We start from the raw sequence: 18,775 nt of genomic DNA, 5'->3' as shown, positions 1-18,775 counted from the left end.
ACCTCACCGTGCACGGGAGGCAGGATCATGGGCGACAAGGCACAGACACACCACCCCGGGGCCGCCGGCAGGGCTCTGGCGGCCGACCGACCCGCGTCCGTACGGAATGTGGTGCTGGTCGGCCACTCCGGCTCGGGAAAGACGACCCTCGTGGAGGCCCTCGCGCTGACCGCGGGGGCGGTGAACCGGGCGGGGCGCGTCGAGGACGGCGGCACCGTCTCCGACTACGACGACATCGAGCACCGGCAGCAGCGCTCGGTGCAGCTCTCCCTGGTGCCGGTCGAATGGGACGGCATCAAGATCAACCTCCTGGACACCCCGGGCTACGCCGACTTCGTCGGCGAGCTGAGGGCCGGTCTGCGGGCGGCGGACGCGGCCCTCTTCGTCGTCTCGGCCTCCGACGGCGTGGACGGCTCGACCAGGATGGTGTGGGAGGAGTGCGCGGCGGTCGGCATGCCACGCGCGATCGTGATCACGCACCTGGAGGCCGCGCGCGCGGACTTCGAGGAGATGACCCGGATCTGCGCGGAGGCCTTCGGCGGTGACGACCCCGACGCCGTCCTGCCCCTGTATCTGCCGCTGCGCGGCCCCGAGGGCCCCGACGGGCACGCGCCCGTGACCGGGCTGATCGGACTGCTGTCGCAGAAGCTGTTCGACTACTCGACCGGGGAGCGCAAGGAGTCCGAGCCCGGCGAGGACCAGCTGCCGGACATCGAGGAGGCCCGCAACCGGCTCATCGAGGGGATCATCGCGGAGAGCGAGGACGAGACCCTCATGGACCGCTATCTGGGCGGCGAGCAGGTCGAGGTCAAGACCCTGATCGAGGACCTGGAACGGGCCGTGGCACGCGGTTCGTTCTTCCCCGTGCTGGCCGCCGCCCCCGCCGCCGAGGGCGCCAGGCAGGGTCTCGGCACGGTGGAGCTGCTGGAGCTGGTCACGCGCGGCTTCCCGACCCCGTTCGAGCACCCGCTGCCCGGGGTCGCCACCATCGACGGCAAGCCGCGCGAGCTGAAGCCGTGCGACACGGACGGCCCGCTGGTCGCCGAGGTCGTCAAGACCTCCTCCGACCCGTACGTCGGCCGGCTCTCGCTGGTCCGCGTCTTCTCCGGCACCCTGCGCCCGGACCAGACGGTGCACGTCTCCGGGCACGGCCTCGCCGACCGCGGGCACGAGGACCACGACGTGGACGAGAAGGTCGGCGCCCTGTCCATGCCCTTCGGCAAACAGCAGCGCCCGGTCACCCACGCCGTCGCCGGCGACCTGGTCTGCGTGGCCAAGCTCAGCCGCGCCGAGACGGGCGACACGCTCTCCGCCAAGGACGACCCGCTCCTGATGGAGCCCTGGCAGATGCCCGACCCGCTGCTGCCGCTCGCCATCCACGCGCACAGCAAGGCCGACGAGGACAAGCTCTCCCAGGGCCTGGCCCGGCTGGTCGCCGAGGACCCGACCATGCGCCTGGAACAGAACCAGGACACCCACCAGGTCGTCCTGTGGTGCCTGGGCGAGGCCCACGCCGACGTCGCCCTGGAACGGCTGCGCAGCCGCTACGGCGTCCAGGTCGACGTCGTCCCGCACAAGGTCTCCCTCCGGGAGACGTTCGCGACCAGGGCCACCGGGCGCGGCCGGCACGTCAAACAGTCCGGCGGCCACGGCCAGTACGCCATCTGCGAGATCGAGGTGGAGCCGCTGCCGGGCGGCTCGGGCATCGAGTTCGTGGACAAGGTGGTCGGCGGCGCGGTGCCCCGCCAGTTCATCCCGTCCGTGGAGAAGGGCGTACGGGCCCAGGCCGCCAAGGGCGTCGCCGCCGGCTATCCCCTGATCGACGTGCGGGTCACGCTGGTGGACGGCAAGGCCCACTCGGTGGACTCCTCCGACGCCGCCTTCCAGACGGCGGGCGCGCTCGCGCTGCGCGAGGCCGCGACGGACGCGAAGATCCATCTGCTGGAGCCGGTCGCCGAGGTGACCGTGCTGGTCGGCGACGACTACGTGGGCGCCGTGATGAGCGACCTCTCCAGCCGTCGCGGCCGGCTGCTCGGCACCGAACAGGTGGGCATGGGACGGACGTTGATCCGCGCCGAGGTGCCCGAGTTCGAGATCGGGCGGTACGCCGTCGACCTGCGCTCGCTCTCGCACGGGACGGCCCGCTTCGACCGGAGCTACGCCCGGCACGAGCCGATGCCGCCGCAGATCGCCGAACGCGTCCGCGAACAGGCCGGGGACGAGGCGTAGTACGCCGGCGCACGACCGGGCGCACGGGTGGGCGGCTTCGGCCGTCCGCCCACGCGCTGTCGGTGCCGGCGGATACGCTGATCACCTGATGGCGTCGTGCCGCAACCGACCGGCAGCCGACCGGTATCGGCACGACGACCGGTCCAACAGGTGTGCGGAGCAGGGAAGTCGGGAAGGCCGCAGGAACGGCACCGGCGGCGATGGGGGCGGGAATGTCGTTTGGAACGGAGTGGGACGGGCCCCAGGTACCCGTCTCGGGCGACGAGGGGCAGGCGGCGACCTCCGCGCTGGCCTCCGCGGCGTACCGGGACAGCCCGATCGAGGAGATCAAGAAGGCCGACAACGAGTGGCACCAGTCGACCGTCAAGCCCGGGCGGATCAAGCTGTTCCGGCCCAATCTCGGTGAGGCGTTCTCCCGGGCCCTCGTCGACCGGATGCTCGCCCCCGGCCGCAAGCCGCTCATCCAGTCCTTCGGCTCCGAACCGCAGTTCGTCGTGGAACACGCCCTGGCCGCCAACAACATCCGCCGGGAGCGCGACAACCGCCTGACCGCCATCACCGTCGTCTGTGGCCTGCTCTTCCTGCCCGGGATGATCGGCTGGCTGCTCGTCTTCCAGCTGCGCACCTTCGTCGCCAGGCGCGACGACAAGCGGGCCGGGGCACTGGCCACCGCGCTCCTGCTGGGCGTCGGCGTGCTCGCCGCGCTGTTCCTGATCAAGATGCCGTTCTCCGGCTTCTGGGCGTGGTACGCCCGCGCGTCCGTCGTCGTCCCCGTCCTCGGCTGGTTCTGGGCCAAGCAGATCTGCGAGCGCACCGCCAACGACCTGCGGGCCCGCTGGGACGGCCTGCTGTCCGGCACCAGCGTCGGCGCCAAGGTCCCGGAGGCCGTGCCGCGCGGCCCCGGCCAGACCGCCGCCGAGGAGCTGCGCCAGTCACTGGCCCGGCTGAGCGCCGAGCAGCAGTCCAACTCGGTCTTCTACGCCGGCCCCAAGGGCATACTCGGCATGGGCACCCGCTGGGGCGCCTGGCAGCTCGCCGAGGACCTCGTGTCCGCCGACCCCAGCCGGGAGATCCACCCCTTCCGCAGCTGGGACGTCATACGCGCGATCCACGACCAGCTGGCCCTCCTGGAGCGCGGCCCGCTGAACACCGGCGGCTTCCCCAAGCCGTCGATACGGCACTGGATCGTCACCCCGATCGGCGAGAAGGCCACGGCGGTGTCCCGGCCCGAGGGCACCGACGTCGAGGCCTTCCAGGTCAAGCCGCACGCCATACAGGACATCTGCAACAAGCAGCAGTTCGGCAGCGGCGACCGGCACTACCTGGGCGTGCAGTGGACCCTCTGGGACGGCCAGCTGGTCATCACCATGCTGATCACCGTCACCGTGCTGCACCAGACCCTGCGCATCGAGGTCACCGGGCATGCGCTGGGACCGGTGAACTCGCTGTTCACCAGCAAGCCGGAGGCGCCGACCAAGGAGGTCGCCAAGTCCCTCAAGCCCTGGGAGAACCGCACGATCAAGCTGCCGCTGGTCACCACCGACGAGGTCGTACGGCTCGCCGTGCGCGCCCCACTGACCTGGTACCCGCCGCTGCTGAACTGGCTCGGCGGCTCGCTCGGCCTGCCCGAGCCGTTCGGTCTGCGGCACGCCTGGGCCGACCAGCCGTGGCGCCATCGCTTCATGGCCGACGACGCGCTGCGCGCGGCCACACCGGTGCTGCGCGTGGTCCACTCCGCGGCGATCAGGGTCCTGGAGGAGAACGGCGTGGACACCGAGAAGTTCGGCGCCCGCTCGGCCTTCCTCAGCGGCAACGTCCAGGACCCGACGCCGAAGAAGGCCGACCTCTACGACGCATAGGCCTCCGGCGGTTCGGCCGGTGCGGGTGCGGATGGGCTGCGGCCACTGGGGGCAGCCGCCCCCAGACCCCGCATCGGCCGTGGACGGCCTCGTCCTCAAACGCCGGACGGGCTGTTCATGCCGCCACCGTCGGCCAAGCCTCCGCGAGCATCTTCCGGGTGTCCGCCAGCAGCTGCGGCAGCACCCGCGTGTGGCCCACGACGGGCATGAAGTTCGTGTCGCCGCCCCAGCGCGGGACGATGTGCTGGTGCAGGTGCGCGGCGATACCGGCCCCCGCGACCCCGCCCTGGTTCATGCCGATGTTGAAACCCTGCGCACCGGACGCGGTCCGCAGAGCGGTCATCGCCTGCTTGGTCAGCTCCGCCAGCTCGGCGGTCTCCGGCCCGGTCAGATCCGTGTAGTCGGCCACATGCCGGTACGGCACGGTCATCAGATGGCCGCCGTTGTACGGGTACAGGTTGAGCACGGCGTAGACATGCTCACCGCGCCGGACGATCAGCCCGTCCTCGTCCGACTTGGCCGGGATCGAGCAGAAGGGGCAGCCGTCATCGGCCCCCGGGCCGGTCGGCTTGTTCTCGCCCTGGATGTAGGCCATCCGGTGGGGCGTCCACAGGCGCTGGAACGCGTCCTGCGTCCCCACTCCGATCTGCTGCTCCGGCTCACTCGTCATGCTACGCAGCATATGGCTTCACCCCTCCCGGGCGTGTCGCCGGGGCGCCCGGTCGACACGCTCCGGCCAAGCTTGGCCGGTGGACGACGACAGAAGGCCCCCGGGGCCGTGATCCCGGGGGCCCTTGAGGCTCAGGCGGTTCAGACCTGGGTCCGCTCCTCGACCACCTGCGCGATCTTCGCGATGGCCTCGTCGAACGGGATGCCGTTCTCCTGCGAGCCGTCGCGGTAGCGGAAGGACACCGAGCCGTTGGACATGTCCTCGTCGCCCGCGATGACCATGAAGGGCACCTTCTGCTTCTGGGCGTTGCGGATCTTCTTCTGCATGCGGTCCGAGGAGGAGTCCACCTCGACGCGCAGGCCCTTCCTCCGGGCCGCCGCCGCGAACTTCTCCAGGTACTCCACGTGCGCGTCGCCGATCGGGATGCCGATCGCCTGGACCGGGGCCAGCCACGCCGGGAAGGCGCCCGCGTAGTGCTCCAGGAGGACGGCGAAGAAGCGCTCGATGGAGCCGAACAGCGCGCGGTGGATCATGACCGGGCGCTGCTTGGAGCCGTCCGGACCCGTGTACTCCAGGTTGAACCGCTCGGGCAGGTTGAAGTCGAGCTGGATCGTCGACATCTGCCAGGTCCGGCCGATCGCGTCCTTCGTCTGGACGGAGATCTTCGGCCCGTAGAAGGCCGCGCCGCCCGGGTCGGGGACGAGGGGCAGGCCCTGCTTCTCGGCGACCTGGCGCAGGGTCTCGGTCGCCTCCTCCCAGACCTCGTCGGAGCCGACGAACTTCTCCGGGTCCTTGGTGGACAGCTCCAGATAGAAGTCGGTCAGACCGTAGTCGCGCAGCAGGTTCAGCACGAAGGTGAGCGTCTTGTCCAGCTCGTCGGACATCTGCTCACGGGTGCAGTAGATGTGCGCGTCGTCCTGCGTGAAGCCCCGCGCACGGGTCAGGCCGTGCACGACGCCCGACTTCTCGTACCGGTACACGGTCCCGAACTCGAAGAAGCGCAGCGGCAGTTCGCGGTAGGAACGGCCGCGCGCGTCGAAGATCAGGTTGTGCATCGGGCAGTTCATGGGCTTGAGGTAGTAGTCCACGCCCTCGTCGAGCTGCATGGGCGGGTACATGCCCTCGGCGTACCAGTCCAGGTGCCCGGACGTCTCGAAGAGCTTCCCCTTCGTCGCGTGCGGGGTGTAGACGAACTCGTAGCCCTCTTCCTCGTGGCGGCGGCGCGAGTAGTCCTCCATGACCCGGCGGACGATGCCGCCCTTGGGGTGGAAGACGGCGAGGCCGGAGCCGATCTGCTCGGGGATGGAGAAGAGGTCCAGCTCGGAGCCGAGCTTGCGGTGGTCGCGCTTCTCGGCCTCGGCGAGGAAGTCCAGGTACTGCTTCAGCTCGTCCTTGGACGGCCAGGCGGTGCCGTAGATGCGCTGGAGCATCGGGTTCTTCTCGCTGCCGCGCCAGTAGGCGGCCGCGTTGCGCATCAGCTTGAACGCCGGGATCAGCCGGGTCGAGGGCAGGTGCGGACCGCGGCACAGGTCCTTCCAGCACAGCTCGCCGGTCTTGGCGTCCAGGTTGTCGTAGATCGTCAGCTCGCCGGCGCCGACCTCGACGTCCGCGCCGTCGTCGTGCGAGGCGGAACCCTTGAGGCCGATCAGCTCCAGCTTGTACGGCTCGTTCGCCAGCTCCGCACGCGCCGCCTCCTCGGTGACGACCCGGCGGGAGAAGCGCTGCCCGCGCTTCTGGATCTCCTGCATCTTCTTCTCGATGGCCTTGAGATCCTCGGGCGTGAACGGCTTCTCGACGTCGAAGTCGTAGTAGAAGCCGTCCTTGACGGGCGGGCCGATGCCCAGCTTGGCCTCGGGGAAGAGTTCCTGCACGGCCTGCGCCATGACGTGCGCGGTGGAGTGGCGCAGGATGCCGAGACCGTCCTCGGACGAGATCTCGACGCCCTCGACCTCGTCGCCGTCGGACAGTGCGTAGGTGAGGTCCTTCAGCTCGCCGCCCACGCGCGCGGCGATGATCGAGCGCTCGCCCGCGAAGAGGTCGGCGGCCGTAGTGCCCGTCGTCACCACGCGTTCTTCCCGCTCGGAATCGCGTTGGATGATCACACGGACGTCTGACACCGGTCTCTCCTGACTGAAGGTGGGTGCGGCGCCATACCAGGAGCGCGCGCACAGGCGATCGTACCGACCCGACGGCACCGACCGCGAAACGGTCACCCTCGGTCGCCCTCCCCTCACGCTTCCCCGCACGCCTCCTCGAAGAAGTCGAGGTTCTCCTGGAGGGACTTCAGCAGCCGGTCCCGTTCGGCCTCGTCCACCTGCACCGGGACGACTCCGGAGGCGCCGGTGAGCCTGCGGAAGCCGCCCCGGCGCTCCAGCCGGCCGTGCACGCGGACGGGAAGGCCGACGAGGTGGGCGTGGCCGGCGATGCGGTAGTCCTCCTCGTCCAGGGTGACGCGCACGTGCGGGACGTCGGCGCCGGCGAGGACGCGCAGGCGTACGGTGCCCTCGCCGCCGGGCCCGGAGCGGCGCATGCGGACGACGGCGCCGGTGACGCTGACCGGGACGGAGGGTTCGGCGAGCAGGTAGCGGGCGGCGGCCTCGCGGAGCGCGGGCAGGTCGCCGGGTGAGAACTCGACGGGTTCGGCGGAGGGGGCGCAGCCTTCGGGGACGCCGGCGCCGGGTGCCCAGGCGACGGCGACGCGGGCGCCCTCGGTGCCGCGGACCAGGGTGGCGAGCGCCTCGGTGAGCTCCCGGCTGACACCGGCCTCGACGGCGCCGTCGAAGGCGTCCATGCCGCCGGTGGCCCGCCGGTAGTCGACGGCCTCGCGGGCGGCGTGGAGGGCCTGGTGGAGACGGACGGCGAGGGGGCGGCCGGGCAGGGGCACGAAGGCGGTGAGGGCGCGGCCGTCGGCGGCGGGGCCGACGAGGACGTCGTCGAGGAGGGCGGCGGCGGAGCGGCGGTGGCGGGCGCCGTAGTAGCCGGCACGCGCGCGTGTGGCCAGCGCGGCGGCGAGCAGCAGCTGCCGGGCGGCGCCGCGCAGGTGGTCGTCGGCGGTCCAGGGGGCGGCACCGGCGGGTCCGCTCGGGGTGTCGCGCCACCAGCGGATCTCGTCGCTGGGTACGGCGAGGGAGATCAGCACCTCGCGCGCGGAGGGTGCGTGGCTGCGGGCGAGGGCGTCGAGGGCCTCGCCGAGCAGGTCCTCGCTGTCGGGGAAGGCGCGGCTCTCCGGGACGAGCAGGCTGGTTCCGCGGCCGCCCGGGCCGGGCGGGGTCCAGCGGCCGTACCGGCCGGGCGCTCCGCCGCGCCGCTGCCAGCCGTGCCGGTGCAGCAGGGTGCCGAGCACGGCGGGGTCGACGTCGGCGGGCTGGGGCGGCCGGTTCCAGGGGAGGTCGTCGGGGTGCGGCCGGACCTGCCGTACCGGCTCGTCGTAGGGACGGTTCCTCATGGTCTGCCTCCCGTCCCGACCCGCGTCATGATCTCGCAGAGCGCCCGGTCGTCGAAGATGCGCGAGGTCGGTATCCGCACGGTGGTCCGGTTCCGGCCGGTGATGGGGTGGCCCGCGAGGTTGATCCAGTAGCAGCAGTGCCTGAGGTCGAGCCGGTCGTGGCCGGCGCGCAGCCAGTCGTCCTGGGAGCGCGGCACGAGCATGACGACGAGGATCTTGTGGACCGAGACGGGGGTGCGGGCGAGCTTGCGCAGGTGGTCGTTGTCGAGGGTGAAGGAGAAGGAGCGTCCCCGTGGGTTGGGCGCGATCTGGTAGGTGGCCTTCAGCTGCACCTTGATCGTGACCTCGTCGTCGACGGTGTGTCCGGGCGAGCCGTGGCTGACGTGCCAGTCGATGCCGTTGTCCGGAAAGGGCTGGGACAGCGAGCAGCCGGCCGCGGCGGCGACCGCGTGCAGATAGCCGACCTGCAATGTCTCCATGCAGGCGGTGGTGGCGAGCGAGCCGCGAAGGTGGCCCGGACGTTCGGGCAGCAGCCCGCCCCGCTCGGGCTGCGCGATGGCCATGACCAACAGCCTTCCAAGGCAAGGGTTTCCCCGCTGTGGGTCGCTGAACTGCAAAGACCCGTACTCCTGTTGTCTCCTCCCGGCGTACGGCGCAAACGGCCCGGGTATCACCAAACGGGCAGAAGACGGAACGTCACCTGCCATGGTTGAACGAGGAGTTGGCTTGGGATGACGACCTGGTACGAGGGGCCGCTGGCCGCCTTCGACACGGAGACGACGGGCGTGGACGTCGAGACCGACCGGATCGTGTCGGCCGCCGTCGTCGTCCAGGACGCGCCGGGGACCCGGCCCCGGATCACCCGGTGGCTGGTGAACCCGGGTGTGCCGGTGCCGGAGGCGGCGACGGCGGTGCACGGGCTGACGGAGGAGTACGTGCAGCACAACGGGCGCTGGCCGGCTCCGGTGATGTACGAGATAGCGGAGCAGCTGGCCGACCACGCGGCGCTGGGCCGGCCGCTGGTGGTGATGAACGCGCCGTTCGATCTGACGCTGCTGGACCGGGAGTTGCGCCGGCACCGGGCGTCGTCGCTGGACCGCTGGTTCGAGTCGGTGCCGCTCAGGGTGCTGGACCCGCGGGTGCTGGACAAGCACCTGGACCGGTACCGCAAGGGCCGGCGCACGCTGACGGACCTGTGCGCGCACTACGGCGTGACCCTTCAGGACGCGCATGACGCGGCGGCGGACGCGCTGGCCGCGATGGATGTCGTACGGGCGTTGGGCCGTCGCTTCGCGACCCGGCTGGAGCGGCTCTCCCCCGCCGACCTGCACACGTTGCAGGCGAACTGGCACGCGGCGCAGGCGCGGGGGTTGCAGGCGTGGTTCGCGCGCAGCGGCTCGGAGGAGATCGTCAGCACGGAGTGGCCGCTCAGGCCGGAGCTGCCGGCGGCGGCGTGACGGGCCCGGTGGCATGAAGAAAGCCGGTCCGCCGCGGCGGACCGGCCTTTCCCGGTGGGCGATACTGGGTTCGAACCAGTGACCTCTTCGGTGTGAACGAAGCGCTCTCCCACTGAGCTAATCGCCCGGGAACGCACTGAACAATACAGGCCCCGGCAGGGTTCCTTCAAACCGCTCGCAGGTGCCGCAGCAGTCCGCGCCGGCCGGCCCGCATCATCAGCCGGTGATTGAGGCGGAAGAGCGGCCGTCCCGGTACGGCGAGCCGCCTGAGCAGGGGCTTGCGGACGCGGACCTCCTGGTCGTACCGGGCGAGCGTGCCGGGGCCGCCGGGGGTGACCGTCCAGCGGGCCCAGCCGTCGATGTCGCCGGACAGGGTGACCTCCAGGACGCCGGCGGCCGGGTCCCGGCGGGTCTCCCGCACGGTGGACGTGAGGCCGTACGGCAGCGCGGACCGGATGGTGATCAGGCCGGTGCCGTCGTCCCGCCGGGTCACCGTCCGCACCTGCGGCCACCAGCGGGGATAGTCCTCGGCCCGCTCCAGTGCCGCGTACACGGTGGCCGGCGGGGCGGGCAGGGGCCACACGCTGCGGAAGCGGTAGTGGTTCCAGTCCATGGGTCGAGTGTGGCGCGAACACAGGCGTGAAGAACACGCGCGTCGATCTGAGTACGCGTACTCATGCGCCGTGCCGTGGCCGGCGTCACACTGGGGGCGCGAGCGCCGCCGCCCGTGCAGCGGCGCTCCCCCAGTCCCGGTCAGACCGGCATCGTGTCGCCGAGCAGGGCCAGGTTCTCGATGGCGGCGAGGCCGTAGAGGGCGGTGTCGTTGGTGGACACCCAGGCCGCCTCGCTCCCTTCGACCAGGGTGGCCGGTCCGGTGAGTTTCTCGGTCTTCCAGGGGGAGGACTCGGTGTAGCCGTCGGAGCTGTAGAACTTGGCCCAGGCGCGCTTGGCGAGGGCCGCGTCGCCGGTCTGTACGGCGGCGTAGGCGTCGAGGCGCGAGTGGCCCTGGAAGAGCAGCAGGCTGCCGAAGTCGGAGCCGTAGCGTGCCTTCTGCTCGGCCTTGGTGGCGTTGAAGTAGCGGCAGTAGTCCAGGTACGCCCGCTTGAACCCGGGCATGTCGACGAGGTGGATCAGTTCGGCGCACAGTTCGTTCAGCCCGAAGACGGCCGAGAGGTGGGAGACGGACACCACCGGCTTGTCGGCGACGGCGAACCTCCCGGTGTCGAGGTCGTACAGCCCGCTGCCCTGGACGAAGCCGTTGGGCTGGGCGGCGATGCCCTCCATGGTGGACAGGACGCGCGCCTTCGCCTTCTGCCACTTGGGTCCCTTGCGTTCCCACTCCGTCAGCCAGGCCGACACCAGGCCGCTCCAGTCGGTGCCGAAGCCGATCGACAGGGCGTGCCGGTCGGGGGTGTAGGGGTCGGTGCGGACCTTGCGCTGCGGGTCGAGGACGAGGAAGGTCTCGTCGGAGTCGACGTTGGCGTGCATGAGGTCGCCGACGCGTTCGTCCGCGGTGAGGAAGTGGTAGAAGCGCCGGTACGTCGTGTTGGCGATGCGCTGCTGCTTGGCGCTGTCGGCGAAGTGCTGGACGCCGTGCCGGGTGCCGAGGCCGGCCCATTTCCCGAGGTGGTAGACGTCGACCTCGCCGGTGTGCCGGGTCATCGCCTCGGCGAAGCGGAAGATGTCGGAGCGGCCGCTTCTGAGGTACGCGTACCAGAGCCACAGGTCGGGCGAGAGTTCGGAGTTGTCCCAGGCGTAGCCGCCGATGTCGTACCGCCACACGTGCCGGGCGGAGTCGTAGGTGTGCATGATGTCGCCGTAGTCCCAGAAGCCGTACCAGCGGCGCGTCTCCACCTGGTCCTTGTAGTAGGTGAACAGGAAGTCGAGGTGGTCCTCGATCTTCGCCTTGGCCGGGGTGGAGCGGTCCGGCTCGGCGTACAGGCCGGGGCCGAAGACCTTGGCCTTGATGAGCTGCCTGGGCGGGGCGGCGAGCTGGGGCAGCACCCGTACGGCTTCGGCCTGCCGGGCGAGGGTCTCGGCGGCCGGGGTGGAGTCGTTGGCCCAGAAGAGGAGTTCGGAGGTGCGGGCGATGCCGTAGGGCGTGCCGAACCCGGGCTCGTAGTCCTCGTAGGTGATGTTGAGGCCTTCGAGCTGTTCGGCGTAGGTGTCCTGGCCCATGCCGTCGTGGTAGAAGCGCAGGTCCATGGGCTGGGCCTCGGGCGACCAGAGCCAGAGGGTGACGGTGGCCTCGTCGGTGTGGGCGTCGCGGATGTCGAGCTGGGCGGGGAACTTCTCCCAGAAGTCCCGCAGGCCGAAGGAGAGGCCGCCGCTCGTCCCGCCGACGTAGCCGAAGCCGGAGGCCCGCCTGCCGCCGCCGGCGGCGATCCATCCGTAGCCCTTCTTGGTGCGCTTGCGGACGGTGAAGCCGTCGGCGGAGAGCTGGGAGAGGGTGTAGTCGCCCCAGTGCGGGATGTACTGCAAGCGGGTCGTCACCCGCTGGTCCCAGGTGGCCGGGTCGGGCAGCTTCTTCCCCTCGTACTGCGCGGCCTGCACGGCGGCGCCGGGGTCGCGGCGCAGTCCGGTGATCCCCTGGACGGCCTCGCGGAGCAGACCGGTGCCCTCGCCGCCGAGGCGGATGTGCCGGTCGTAGGCCGCGTCGCGCATCGGGACGGTGAAGCGGACGCCGAGGCCGCGGATGAAGTCGCCGGAGGCCTTGCCGGGCTCCTGGGTGCCGTCGTAGGTGAGGGTGTGCACCATGCGGAAGGAGTCGGAGCCGGCGTAGAAGTAGAGGCGGAGGGAGAACGGCAGCCAGCCTCGGTCGCCCTTGCGGTGCTTGCCGTCGACGCGGACGACGGCCCGGACGGGGCCGTCCTGTTCGACGGTGACCTCGGAGATCGCGCCGTCGAACCGCTCGGTCTTGACCGTGCCCTGGTCCTCGTCCTCGATCTCGGGCTGCCGGATCAGGACGAGCCTGCCGTTCCTGGCGATCTCCGTGGACCCGCGGGTGACGGACCTGATGATCGTGGACCCGTTCTTGCCGATCTTCGCGGTGACGACGCCGGTGGAGACGTCGAGGGTGGCGCCGCTTGTGTCGACGGTCACCTTCCGCGCGGGTTCGGCGGGGGTGCCCGCGGTGAGCGTGAGCTTCCCGGTTCCCGAACTGACCGCGTGGGCCGTCCACTTGAGGGAGCCGTCGGGCCAGTAGGCGAGTGGCCAGGTCTGGACGGGGACGGCCTTGCCGTCGGCGTCCGTGACGGCGAAGGTCCGGTCCTCCTGGTGGGTGCCCATGGGCCAGGGCACGCCGACGGTGGCGCCGGGGGCCGCACCGAGGCCGCCGTCCTCCAGCCAGTCCAGGGTCACCGGGTCGGCGCCGTCGGCGGCTGCGGGCGCGGCCTCGGCGCTCTTGGTTCCCAGGGCCCAGCTGAACTGGGCGGCGGCTCCGGTGACGGCGGCGGCCTTGAGGAGGGACCTGCGGGGGATGGGAGACATGAGAGGTGCGGCCTTCCTTCCGTGCGGTACTAGTCAGGGGCATGACAGAGAGAGGTGCGGCGCTCAGGGCGCCGGCCTTGCGTGACGCGCACCGACGGCTCAGCGGCGCCGGTACCGCTCCTCGACGGCGACGGCCGCCGCGGCGACGGCCCCCAGCACGGGGACCGCCAGCGGGGCGATGAGCAGGGCGGACGTGCAGGTCAGGACGGCTCCGCCGACGAGCAGGAACGATCCGGCCGGGTCCTGGACGGTACGCCGCCCGGCATCGGCGAGCAGCACCCGCCACCGCTCGCCCGGCGCCCAGACCGCCGCCGCCCGCAACCCGGCCACGGCCAGCCCGAGCAGCGCGAACAGTCCCACGGCCCCGACCGGCGGCCCGCCGGGCAGCCCGGCCCGCACGGCCTGGACGTCCACCCGGGCGAGCAGGGCGGCGACCCACCCGGCGACGCCGACCGCCCAGCCCCCGCGCAGCGCGGACCGGAAGTCGGCGAGGAACTCCCGCCATCCGCCGCCCTGCTGGGCCGTACGGCGACGCAGGTGCCGGGCGCCGGCGGCGAACGCGGCCGGGTAAGTGACGACTCCGAGGCAGGCCACCGCGATCCACACCCCGGTCAGCAGGCATTCGGCGAAGACGCCGAAACGCTCCGCGAACACGGACTCCCTGCGCGGCTTCACCCGTGCTGAGGACATGCGCTCAGCCCTTCAGTCCGGAGGTCGCCATGCCGTCGATCAGATAGCGCTGGAAGGCGAGGAAGAACAGCAGCACGGGCAGCAGCGCGACCAGGGACATGGCGATCATGCCGCCGTAGTTGGCGGCCACGCCGTCGGAGTCACGGAACATCATCAGGCCCAGGGAGACGGTGTACTTGCCCGGCTCGTTGAGATAGATCAGCGGGCCCATGAAGTCGTTCCAGGCGTTGATGAAGGTGAAGATCGCGCTGGTGATGAGCGCGGGCCGGCACAGCGGCAGCACGACCGACCAGTAGATGCGCAGGTGCCCGCAGCCGTCGAGGCGGGCGGCCTCGTCCAGTTCACGGGGCAGGTTCCGCATGAACTGCACCATGAGGAAGACGAAGAAGGCCTCGGTGGCGAGGTACTTGCCGATCAGCAGCGGCACATAGGTGTTGACCAGCTCCAGCTTCTGGAACATCACGTACTGCGGGATCAGCAGCACGTGGTACGGCAGCAGGAGCGTGCCGATCATGAGGGAGAACAGCAGGTTGCGCCCGGCGAACCTGATCCGCGCGAAGGCGTACGCGGTCAGCGAGCAGGAGATCAGGACGCCGACGACCGCACCGCCCGCGTAGAACAGGGAGTTCTGGAAGAACGTCCAGACCGAGATGTCCGCGATGCCGTCGGCGAGGCCCTTGAAGTTGGACAGGATCGGCTGGGACGGGAACAGCGTGAGGCTGTTGATGATGTCCTTGCTCGGCTTGAAGGAGGCGCCGATCACCCAGACGACCGGGTAGAGGATGACGGCCAGGACCATCAGGGCGCCGAGGTGCCAGGCGAGGGAGCCGGTGCGCTTGCGGCCGAGGCCGGTGAGGGAACTCGTGGAACTCATCGGGCGCCCTCCTCGTAGTGCACCCACTTCTTCTGGGACCAGAAGAGGACGGCCGTCACCAGGGCCACGGCGAGCAGCAGCATCCAGGCCATGGCGGAGGCGAAGCCCATCTGGGCGTTCTTGAAGCCCTGCTGGTAGAGGTAGCAGGTGTAGACGAGCGTGGCGTCGGCCGGTCCGCAGTAGGTGTTGGAGACGACGTAGGCCGAGCCGAAGATCTGGAACGAGTGGATGGTCTCCAGCAGCACGTTGAAGAAGAGCACCGGGGAGATCATCGGCAGGGTGATGTTCCAGAACTTCCTGAAGGGCCCGGCGCCGTCCATCTCGGCCGCCTCGTACAGCTCCCTGGGCACCTGCTTGAGCCCGGCCAGGAAGATGACCATGGGCGCCCCGAACTGCCACACGGTCAGTGCGACCAGGCAGTACAGCACCCAGTCGGCGTTGCCGACCCAGCCGCCGACGTGGAAGCCGAGGAAGGTCTGCGTACGGTCCACGACGGCGCCGTCGGAGAACAGGGACCGCCAGACGAAGCCCACGGAGACGCTCGCGCCGATGAGCGAGGGGGCGTAGAAGGCGGCCCGGTAGAAGGCCTGGCCGCGGCGGCTCTGCGCGAGGAGCAGGGCGACGCCGAGGGCGAGCAGCAGCTTCAGCGGGGTGCCGACGACGACGTACTTGGCCGTCACCTCCACCGACTTCTGCCATCTCGGGTCGTCGAACATCTTGGTGAAGTTGTCGAACCCGACCCACTTCGGGGTGGTGAAGAGGTTGTAGTCGGTGAACGCGAAGTACAGCGAGGCGATCATCGGGCCCGCGGTCAGCAGCAGGAAGCCGGCGATCCACGGGGACATGAAGAGGTAGCCGGCGAGGTTCTCCCGCCGCCGGCCCGGCCGCCCCGTCCTCGCGGTGGCGGCCGAGCGTGCCGCGCGGGTCGCGGGCACGGAGTCCTTGACGAGCGTCACGGCGGTTCCCCTCAGGCCTGGAAGGCGGCCTCGGCCTCGGTGAAGAACTGCTTCACCGCGTCCGCGACCTTGGCCTTGCCCTGTCCGAGGTCGCCGCCGATGCGCAGGAAGGCGGCCTCGATGGTGTCGGCACCGGAGGGGTGCGGGGTGATCGTGCCGAGGACGCCGGACTTGGCGGTGTCCTCCTCGTACTGCGCGATCTCCTTGTTGATCGCGTCGGTCGGCTTGTAGGCCTCGTACTGCTCGGTGCTCGCGAGGATGCCCCGGTCGTAGCCCATGATCTTGCCGACCCTGGGGTCGTGGACCATGAAGTCGATGAACTGCGCCACCTCCTTGGGATGGGAGGTGCGGGCGGACGCGCTGAGCATCAGGGAGGCGAGGTACTGGCCGGTCTGCTTCCCGTCCGTCGTCGGGATGGGCGCGAGGCCGTACTCGCTGTCGCCCTCCGCGGAGTAGCGGACGGTGAAGTTGTCCCAGGTGAACTCCGAGGCGCCGTGACCGGCGGAGAGGGAGGACTTGGGCTGGTCCTGGGAGACGACCTTCGGGTCGGTGACGAGGCCGGCCTTGACCCGGTTGTAGCCGTCGGTCCACCACTCCGTCAGATCGGCCTTGTCGAAGCCGAGTCCGTCGTCGGTGAAGAACGCCTTGCCGTTCTGGCGGAGGTAGAGGTCGTACAGGTACATGATGGTGAAGTAGCCGGTGTCCCCGGGGATCTTCGTCTTGTCGTGGATGGTCTTCAGGGCCTTGAAGTACTCGTCCCAGGTCCAGCCCGGCCGCGGCTCGACGCCCGCCTCACGGAAGACCTTCTTGTCGATGACGAGCGCCATGGTGTTGGAGCCGACGGGAACGCCGAGCTGCTTGCCGTCGACCTCGCCGACCTTCGTGACGCCCTCGCGGAAGTGATCCAGGCTCAGATTTCCGGCCTGCACCTGTGACCTGAGATCGAGGAGAATTCCTCGCTTGTCGTATTTCCTAAGGAATGTGACGGCGTTTTGGAAAACGTCCGGGGGATTTCCGCCGGCAGCCTGCGTCTGGAACTTCTCCCAGAAGGACTGGTACGTCTGGAAGTCCGTCTTGACCTTGATCTTCGGGTACTTCTCCTCGAAGAGCGCGATGCTCTGGTTGATCCTCTTGGCCCGCTCCTCGGCACCCCACCAGGAGTAACGGATCGTCACCGTTCCGTTCCCGGAGCCGCTGTCCCCTCCGCACCCGGTCGTCGCGGCGAGCCCCAGCGCGGCCGCCGACGCCCCGGCCGCCCTCAGGATCGTACGCCTGTCAAGATTCCTGGTTCCCACAGTCGGGCCCTCCCCGCAGCATCGTCGCCGCGCGCCGCATGAATCGTTTCAAGTAAGCGCTTGCTGGCACAAGTTACGGAGGGGTCCGGGGTGCGTCAATGATTCGGACAGGATTTTCTTGGCGGCGGCGGGGCCGACGAGTCGGCCTGCCGGCCGTTCCCCCTGGTGAGGGGACGGTGGCCGACAGGCCGAACGAGGGATCGAAGAGGCGGGGGCGGATCGGGCCGACAGGTCGGACAGCGGATCGGTCGGGCGGGGACCGATCAGGCCGGCAGGGACGCCAGCCAGTCGAGCAGGATCCGGTTCGTCTCGTCAGGGCGTTCCTGCTGGACGAAGTGCCCGCATCCGTCCAGGATGTGCGAGCCGAGCAGACCCGGCAGGGTCTCGGCGGAGGCCTTGAGGGCGCCGGCCAGCCAGGCGAGGGAGGCGTCCCGCTCACCCCCGATGAACAGCGACGGCCGCGTGATCGGGGCGCCCGCGTGACCGGCCAGGTCCGCCCAGTCCCGGTCCATGTTCCGGTACCGGTTCAGGGCCCCGGTCATCCCCGTCCGCTCGAACTCCCCGGCGTAGACGTCGAGGTCCCGCTCCCCCAGCCAGGACGGCAGAACGCCGACGGGGAAACGGTCACGCAGAGTGCCGCCCGGGCTGACGAAGTACGGGGCGGGGGCGCCCGGCGCCGGCATGGTGTCGGCGGACAGGGCCGCGTAGAAACCGGCGAGCCAGCCGCGCACGTCGGGTTCGATCTCGGCCTCCGCGCGGCCCGGTCGCTGGAAGTACGAGACGTAGAACTCCTCGCGGGTGCCGTCCCCCGTGCCATCCCCGGCCCCGCCTTCGGTCCCGTCTGCGGTCCCCTCTGCGGTCCCGTCTGCGGTCCCGTCCCCGGTCCGGTCCCCGGCCATCGCCGCGAAGACCTCGCTCGGGCGCGGGCCCCCCGGCGGGGTGTACGGCACGCTCAACAGCCCCACGGCCCGGAACACGTCGGTCTGGTCAAGGCCGATACGGCGGCGATCGACGCGCCCCAGTCGTGCCCGACGACCACCGCGGACCGCTCGCCCAGCGCCTCGACCACGGCGACGTTGTCCGCGACCAGGTCGAGCATCCGGTACGCGTCCACGGACGCCGGCTTGGACGAGCGGCCGTAACCACGGACGTCGATCGCCACCGCGCGATAACCGGCGGCGCGGCGAGCACGGGCAACTGATGACGCCAGGCGTACCAGGACTCCGGGAAGCCGTGCAGGAGCAGCACGAGGGGGCCGTGGTCGCCTTGCTGCACGGCGTGGCTGCGGCCGGCGGGTGTGGGGAGGAGGTGGTGGGTGGCGGCGGGGGTGCTGCCGGGAGGCGGGGTCGAGGCGGTGGGGGCATTGGGGGCAGTGTGGGCGGTGGGGGCAGTGCTGGGAGTGGTGGGTGGCATGGGGCCTCCTGGTGGTGTGTCTGCGGTGGAGCCGGGGTGCGGTTCCGAGCGGCAGGTGAGGGCCCGGCAGGCGGTCGGGGACGTGGGGTGAGGCGGCGAAGCCGGGCGGACGGTCCGGGACGGGTGGAGAGGCGGCGGAGCCGGGGAGGCGGTCCGGGACGGGCGGAGAGGGAGCCGAGCTGGAGAGGCGGTCGGGGACGTGCGGTGAGGGGGCGGAGCCGGGGAGGCGGTCCGGGACGGGCGGAGAGGCGGCGGAGCCGGGAAGGCGGTCCGGGACGGGCGGAGAGGCGGCGGAGCCGGGAAGGCGGTCCGGGACGGGCGGAGAGGCGGCGGAGCCGGGAAGGCGGTCCGGGACGGGCGGAGAGGCGGCGGAGCCGGGAAGGCGGTCCGGGACGGGG

Annotated in this window: 13 protein-coding genes, 1 tRNA gene and 1 pseudogene; 3 read left to right on the top strand and 12 right to left on the bottom strand. The window is 70.8% G+C overall.

Features of this window, described 5'->3' with window-relative positions; all coding sequences use genetic code 11:
• The first annotated feature begins 27 nt into the window (after positions 1-27).
• Complete coding sequence (locus ACZ4WH_RS03350) at positions 28-2,229, top strand: elongation factor G-like protein EF-G2 (protein ID WP_468176105.1); 2,202 nt, start codon at positions 28-30, stop codon at positions 2,227-2,229.
• Between the two features lie 212 nt (positions 2,230-2,441).
• The gene (locus ACZ4WH_RS03345; protein WP_468176103.1) at positions 2,442-4,088 is read left to right on the top strand and encodes a hypothetical protein; all 1,647 of its coding nucleotides are present in this window, start codon (positions 2,442-2,444) and stop codon (positions 4,086-4,088) included.
• A 115-nt stretch (positions 4,089-4,203) separates the two neighbouring features.
• On the opposite strand, the gene ACZ4WH_RS03340 is transcribed toward ACZ4WH_RS03345, so the two are convergent.
• From ACZ4WH_RS03340 to ACZ4WH_RS03325, 4 genes are all read right to left on the bottom strand, one after another.
• Positions 4,204-4,770, bottom strand: a complete 567-nt coding sequence (locus ACZ4WH_RS03340; RefSeq protein ID WP_468176101.1) for an HIT family protein — start codon at positions 4,768-4,770, stop codon at positions 4,204-4,206.
• Positions 4,771-4,898: 128 nt separating this feature from the next.
• Positions 4,899-6,875, bottom strand: a complete 1,977-nt coding sequence (thrS, locus tag ACZ4WH_RS03335; RefSeq protein WP_468176099.1) for a threonine--tRNA ligase — start codon at positions 6,873-6,875, stop codon at positions 4,899-4,901.
• A 113-nt stretch (positions 6,876-6,988) separates the two neighbouring features.
• Positions 6,989-8,203 (bottom strand): hypothetical protein, encoded by a 1,215-nt coding sequence (locus ACZ4WH_RS03330; RefSeq protein ID WP_468176097.1) that lies wholly within the window; start codon positions 8,201-8,203, stop codon positions 6,989-6,991.
• A complete protein-coding gene (locus ACZ4WH_RS03325) occupies positions 8,200-8,766 on the bottom strand; it encodes a DUF4365 domain-containing protein (RefSeq protein WP_468176096.1) in 567 nt (188 codons plus the stop codon). The genes ACZ4WH_RS03330 and ACZ4WH_RS03325 overlap by 4 nt, the downstream gene beginning before the upstream one ends.
• 168 nt (positions 8,767-8,934) lie before the next feature.
• Between ACZ4WH_RS03325 and ACZ4WH_RS03320 the strand changes: the two genes are divergently transcribed.
• A complete protein-coding gene (locus ACZ4WH_RS03320; protein WP_468176094.1) occupies positions 8,935-9,660 on the top strand; it encodes an exonuclease domain-containing protein in 726 nt (241 codons plus the stop codon).
• A gap of 55 nt (positions 9,661-9,715) precedes the next feature.
• On the opposite strand, the gene ACZ4WH_RS03315 is transcribed toward ACZ4WH_RS03320, so the two are convergent.
• The 8 genes and pseudogenes from ACZ4WH_RS03315 to ACZ4WH_RS03280 all read right to left on the bottom strand — a co-directional run bounded on the left by ACZ4WH_RS03315 (position 9,716) and on the right by ACZ4WH_RS03280 (position 18,377).
• Positions 9,716-9,787 (bottom strand) — tRNA-Val (locus ACZ4WH_RS03315).
• Positions 9,788-9,826: 39 nt separating this feature from the next.
• Positions 9,827-10,273 (bottom strand): SRPBCC family protein, encoded by a 447-nt coding sequence (locus ACZ4WH_RS03310; RefSeq protein ID WP_468176092.1) that lies wholly within the window; start codon positions 10,271-10,273, stop codon positions 9,827-9,829.
• 140 nt (positions 10,274-10,413) lie between these two features.
• Positions 10,414-13,149: an exo-rhamnogalacturonan lyase family protein gene (locus tag ACZ4WH_RS03305; protein WP_468176090.1), complete on the bottom strand. Its 2,736-nt coding sequence runs from the start codon at positions 13,147-13,149 to the stop codon at positions 10,414-10,416.
• Positions 13,150-13,248: 99 nt separating this feature from the next.
• A complete protein-coding gene (locus ACZ4WH_RS03300; RefSeq protein WP_468176088.1) occupies positions 13,249-13,839 on the bottom strand; it encodes a hypothetical protein in 591 nt (196 codons plus the stop codon).
• Between the two features lie 4 nt (positions 13,840-13,843).
• Positions 13,844-14,713: a carbohydrate ABC transporter permease gene (locus ACZ4WH_RS03295; RefSeq protein ID WP_468176086.1), complete on the bottom strand. Its 870-nt coding sequence runs from the start codon at positions 14,711-14,713 to the stop codon at positions 13,844-13,846.
• Complete coding sequence (locus ACZ4WH_RS03290) at positions 14,710-15,669, bottom strand: carbohydrate ABC transporter permease (protein ID WP_468176084.1); 960 nt, start codon at positions 15,667-15,669, stop codon at positions 14,710-14,712. Before ACZ4WH_RS03290 ends, ACZ4WH_RS03295 begins: the two co-directional genes overlap by 4 nt.
• An 11-nt stretch (positions 15,670-15,680) precedes the next feature.
• Entirely contained in the window at positions 15,681-16,964 is a 1,284-nt protein-coding gene (locus tag ACZ4WH_RS03285; RefSeq protein ID WP_468176082.1) for an ABC transporter substrate-binding protein, read from the bottom strand.
• A 263-nt stretch (positions 16,965-17,227) separates the two neighbouring features.
• A pseudogene (locus ACZ4WH_RS03280) lies at positions 17,228-18,377 on the bottom strand (alpha/beta fold hydrolase).
• Positions 18,378-18,775: the final 398 nt, after the last annotated feature.

This window comes from Streptomyces sp. NPDC029138 (genome assembly GCF_055564375.1).
This window is presented reverse-complemented; position numbering and strand designations above follow the sequence as displayed.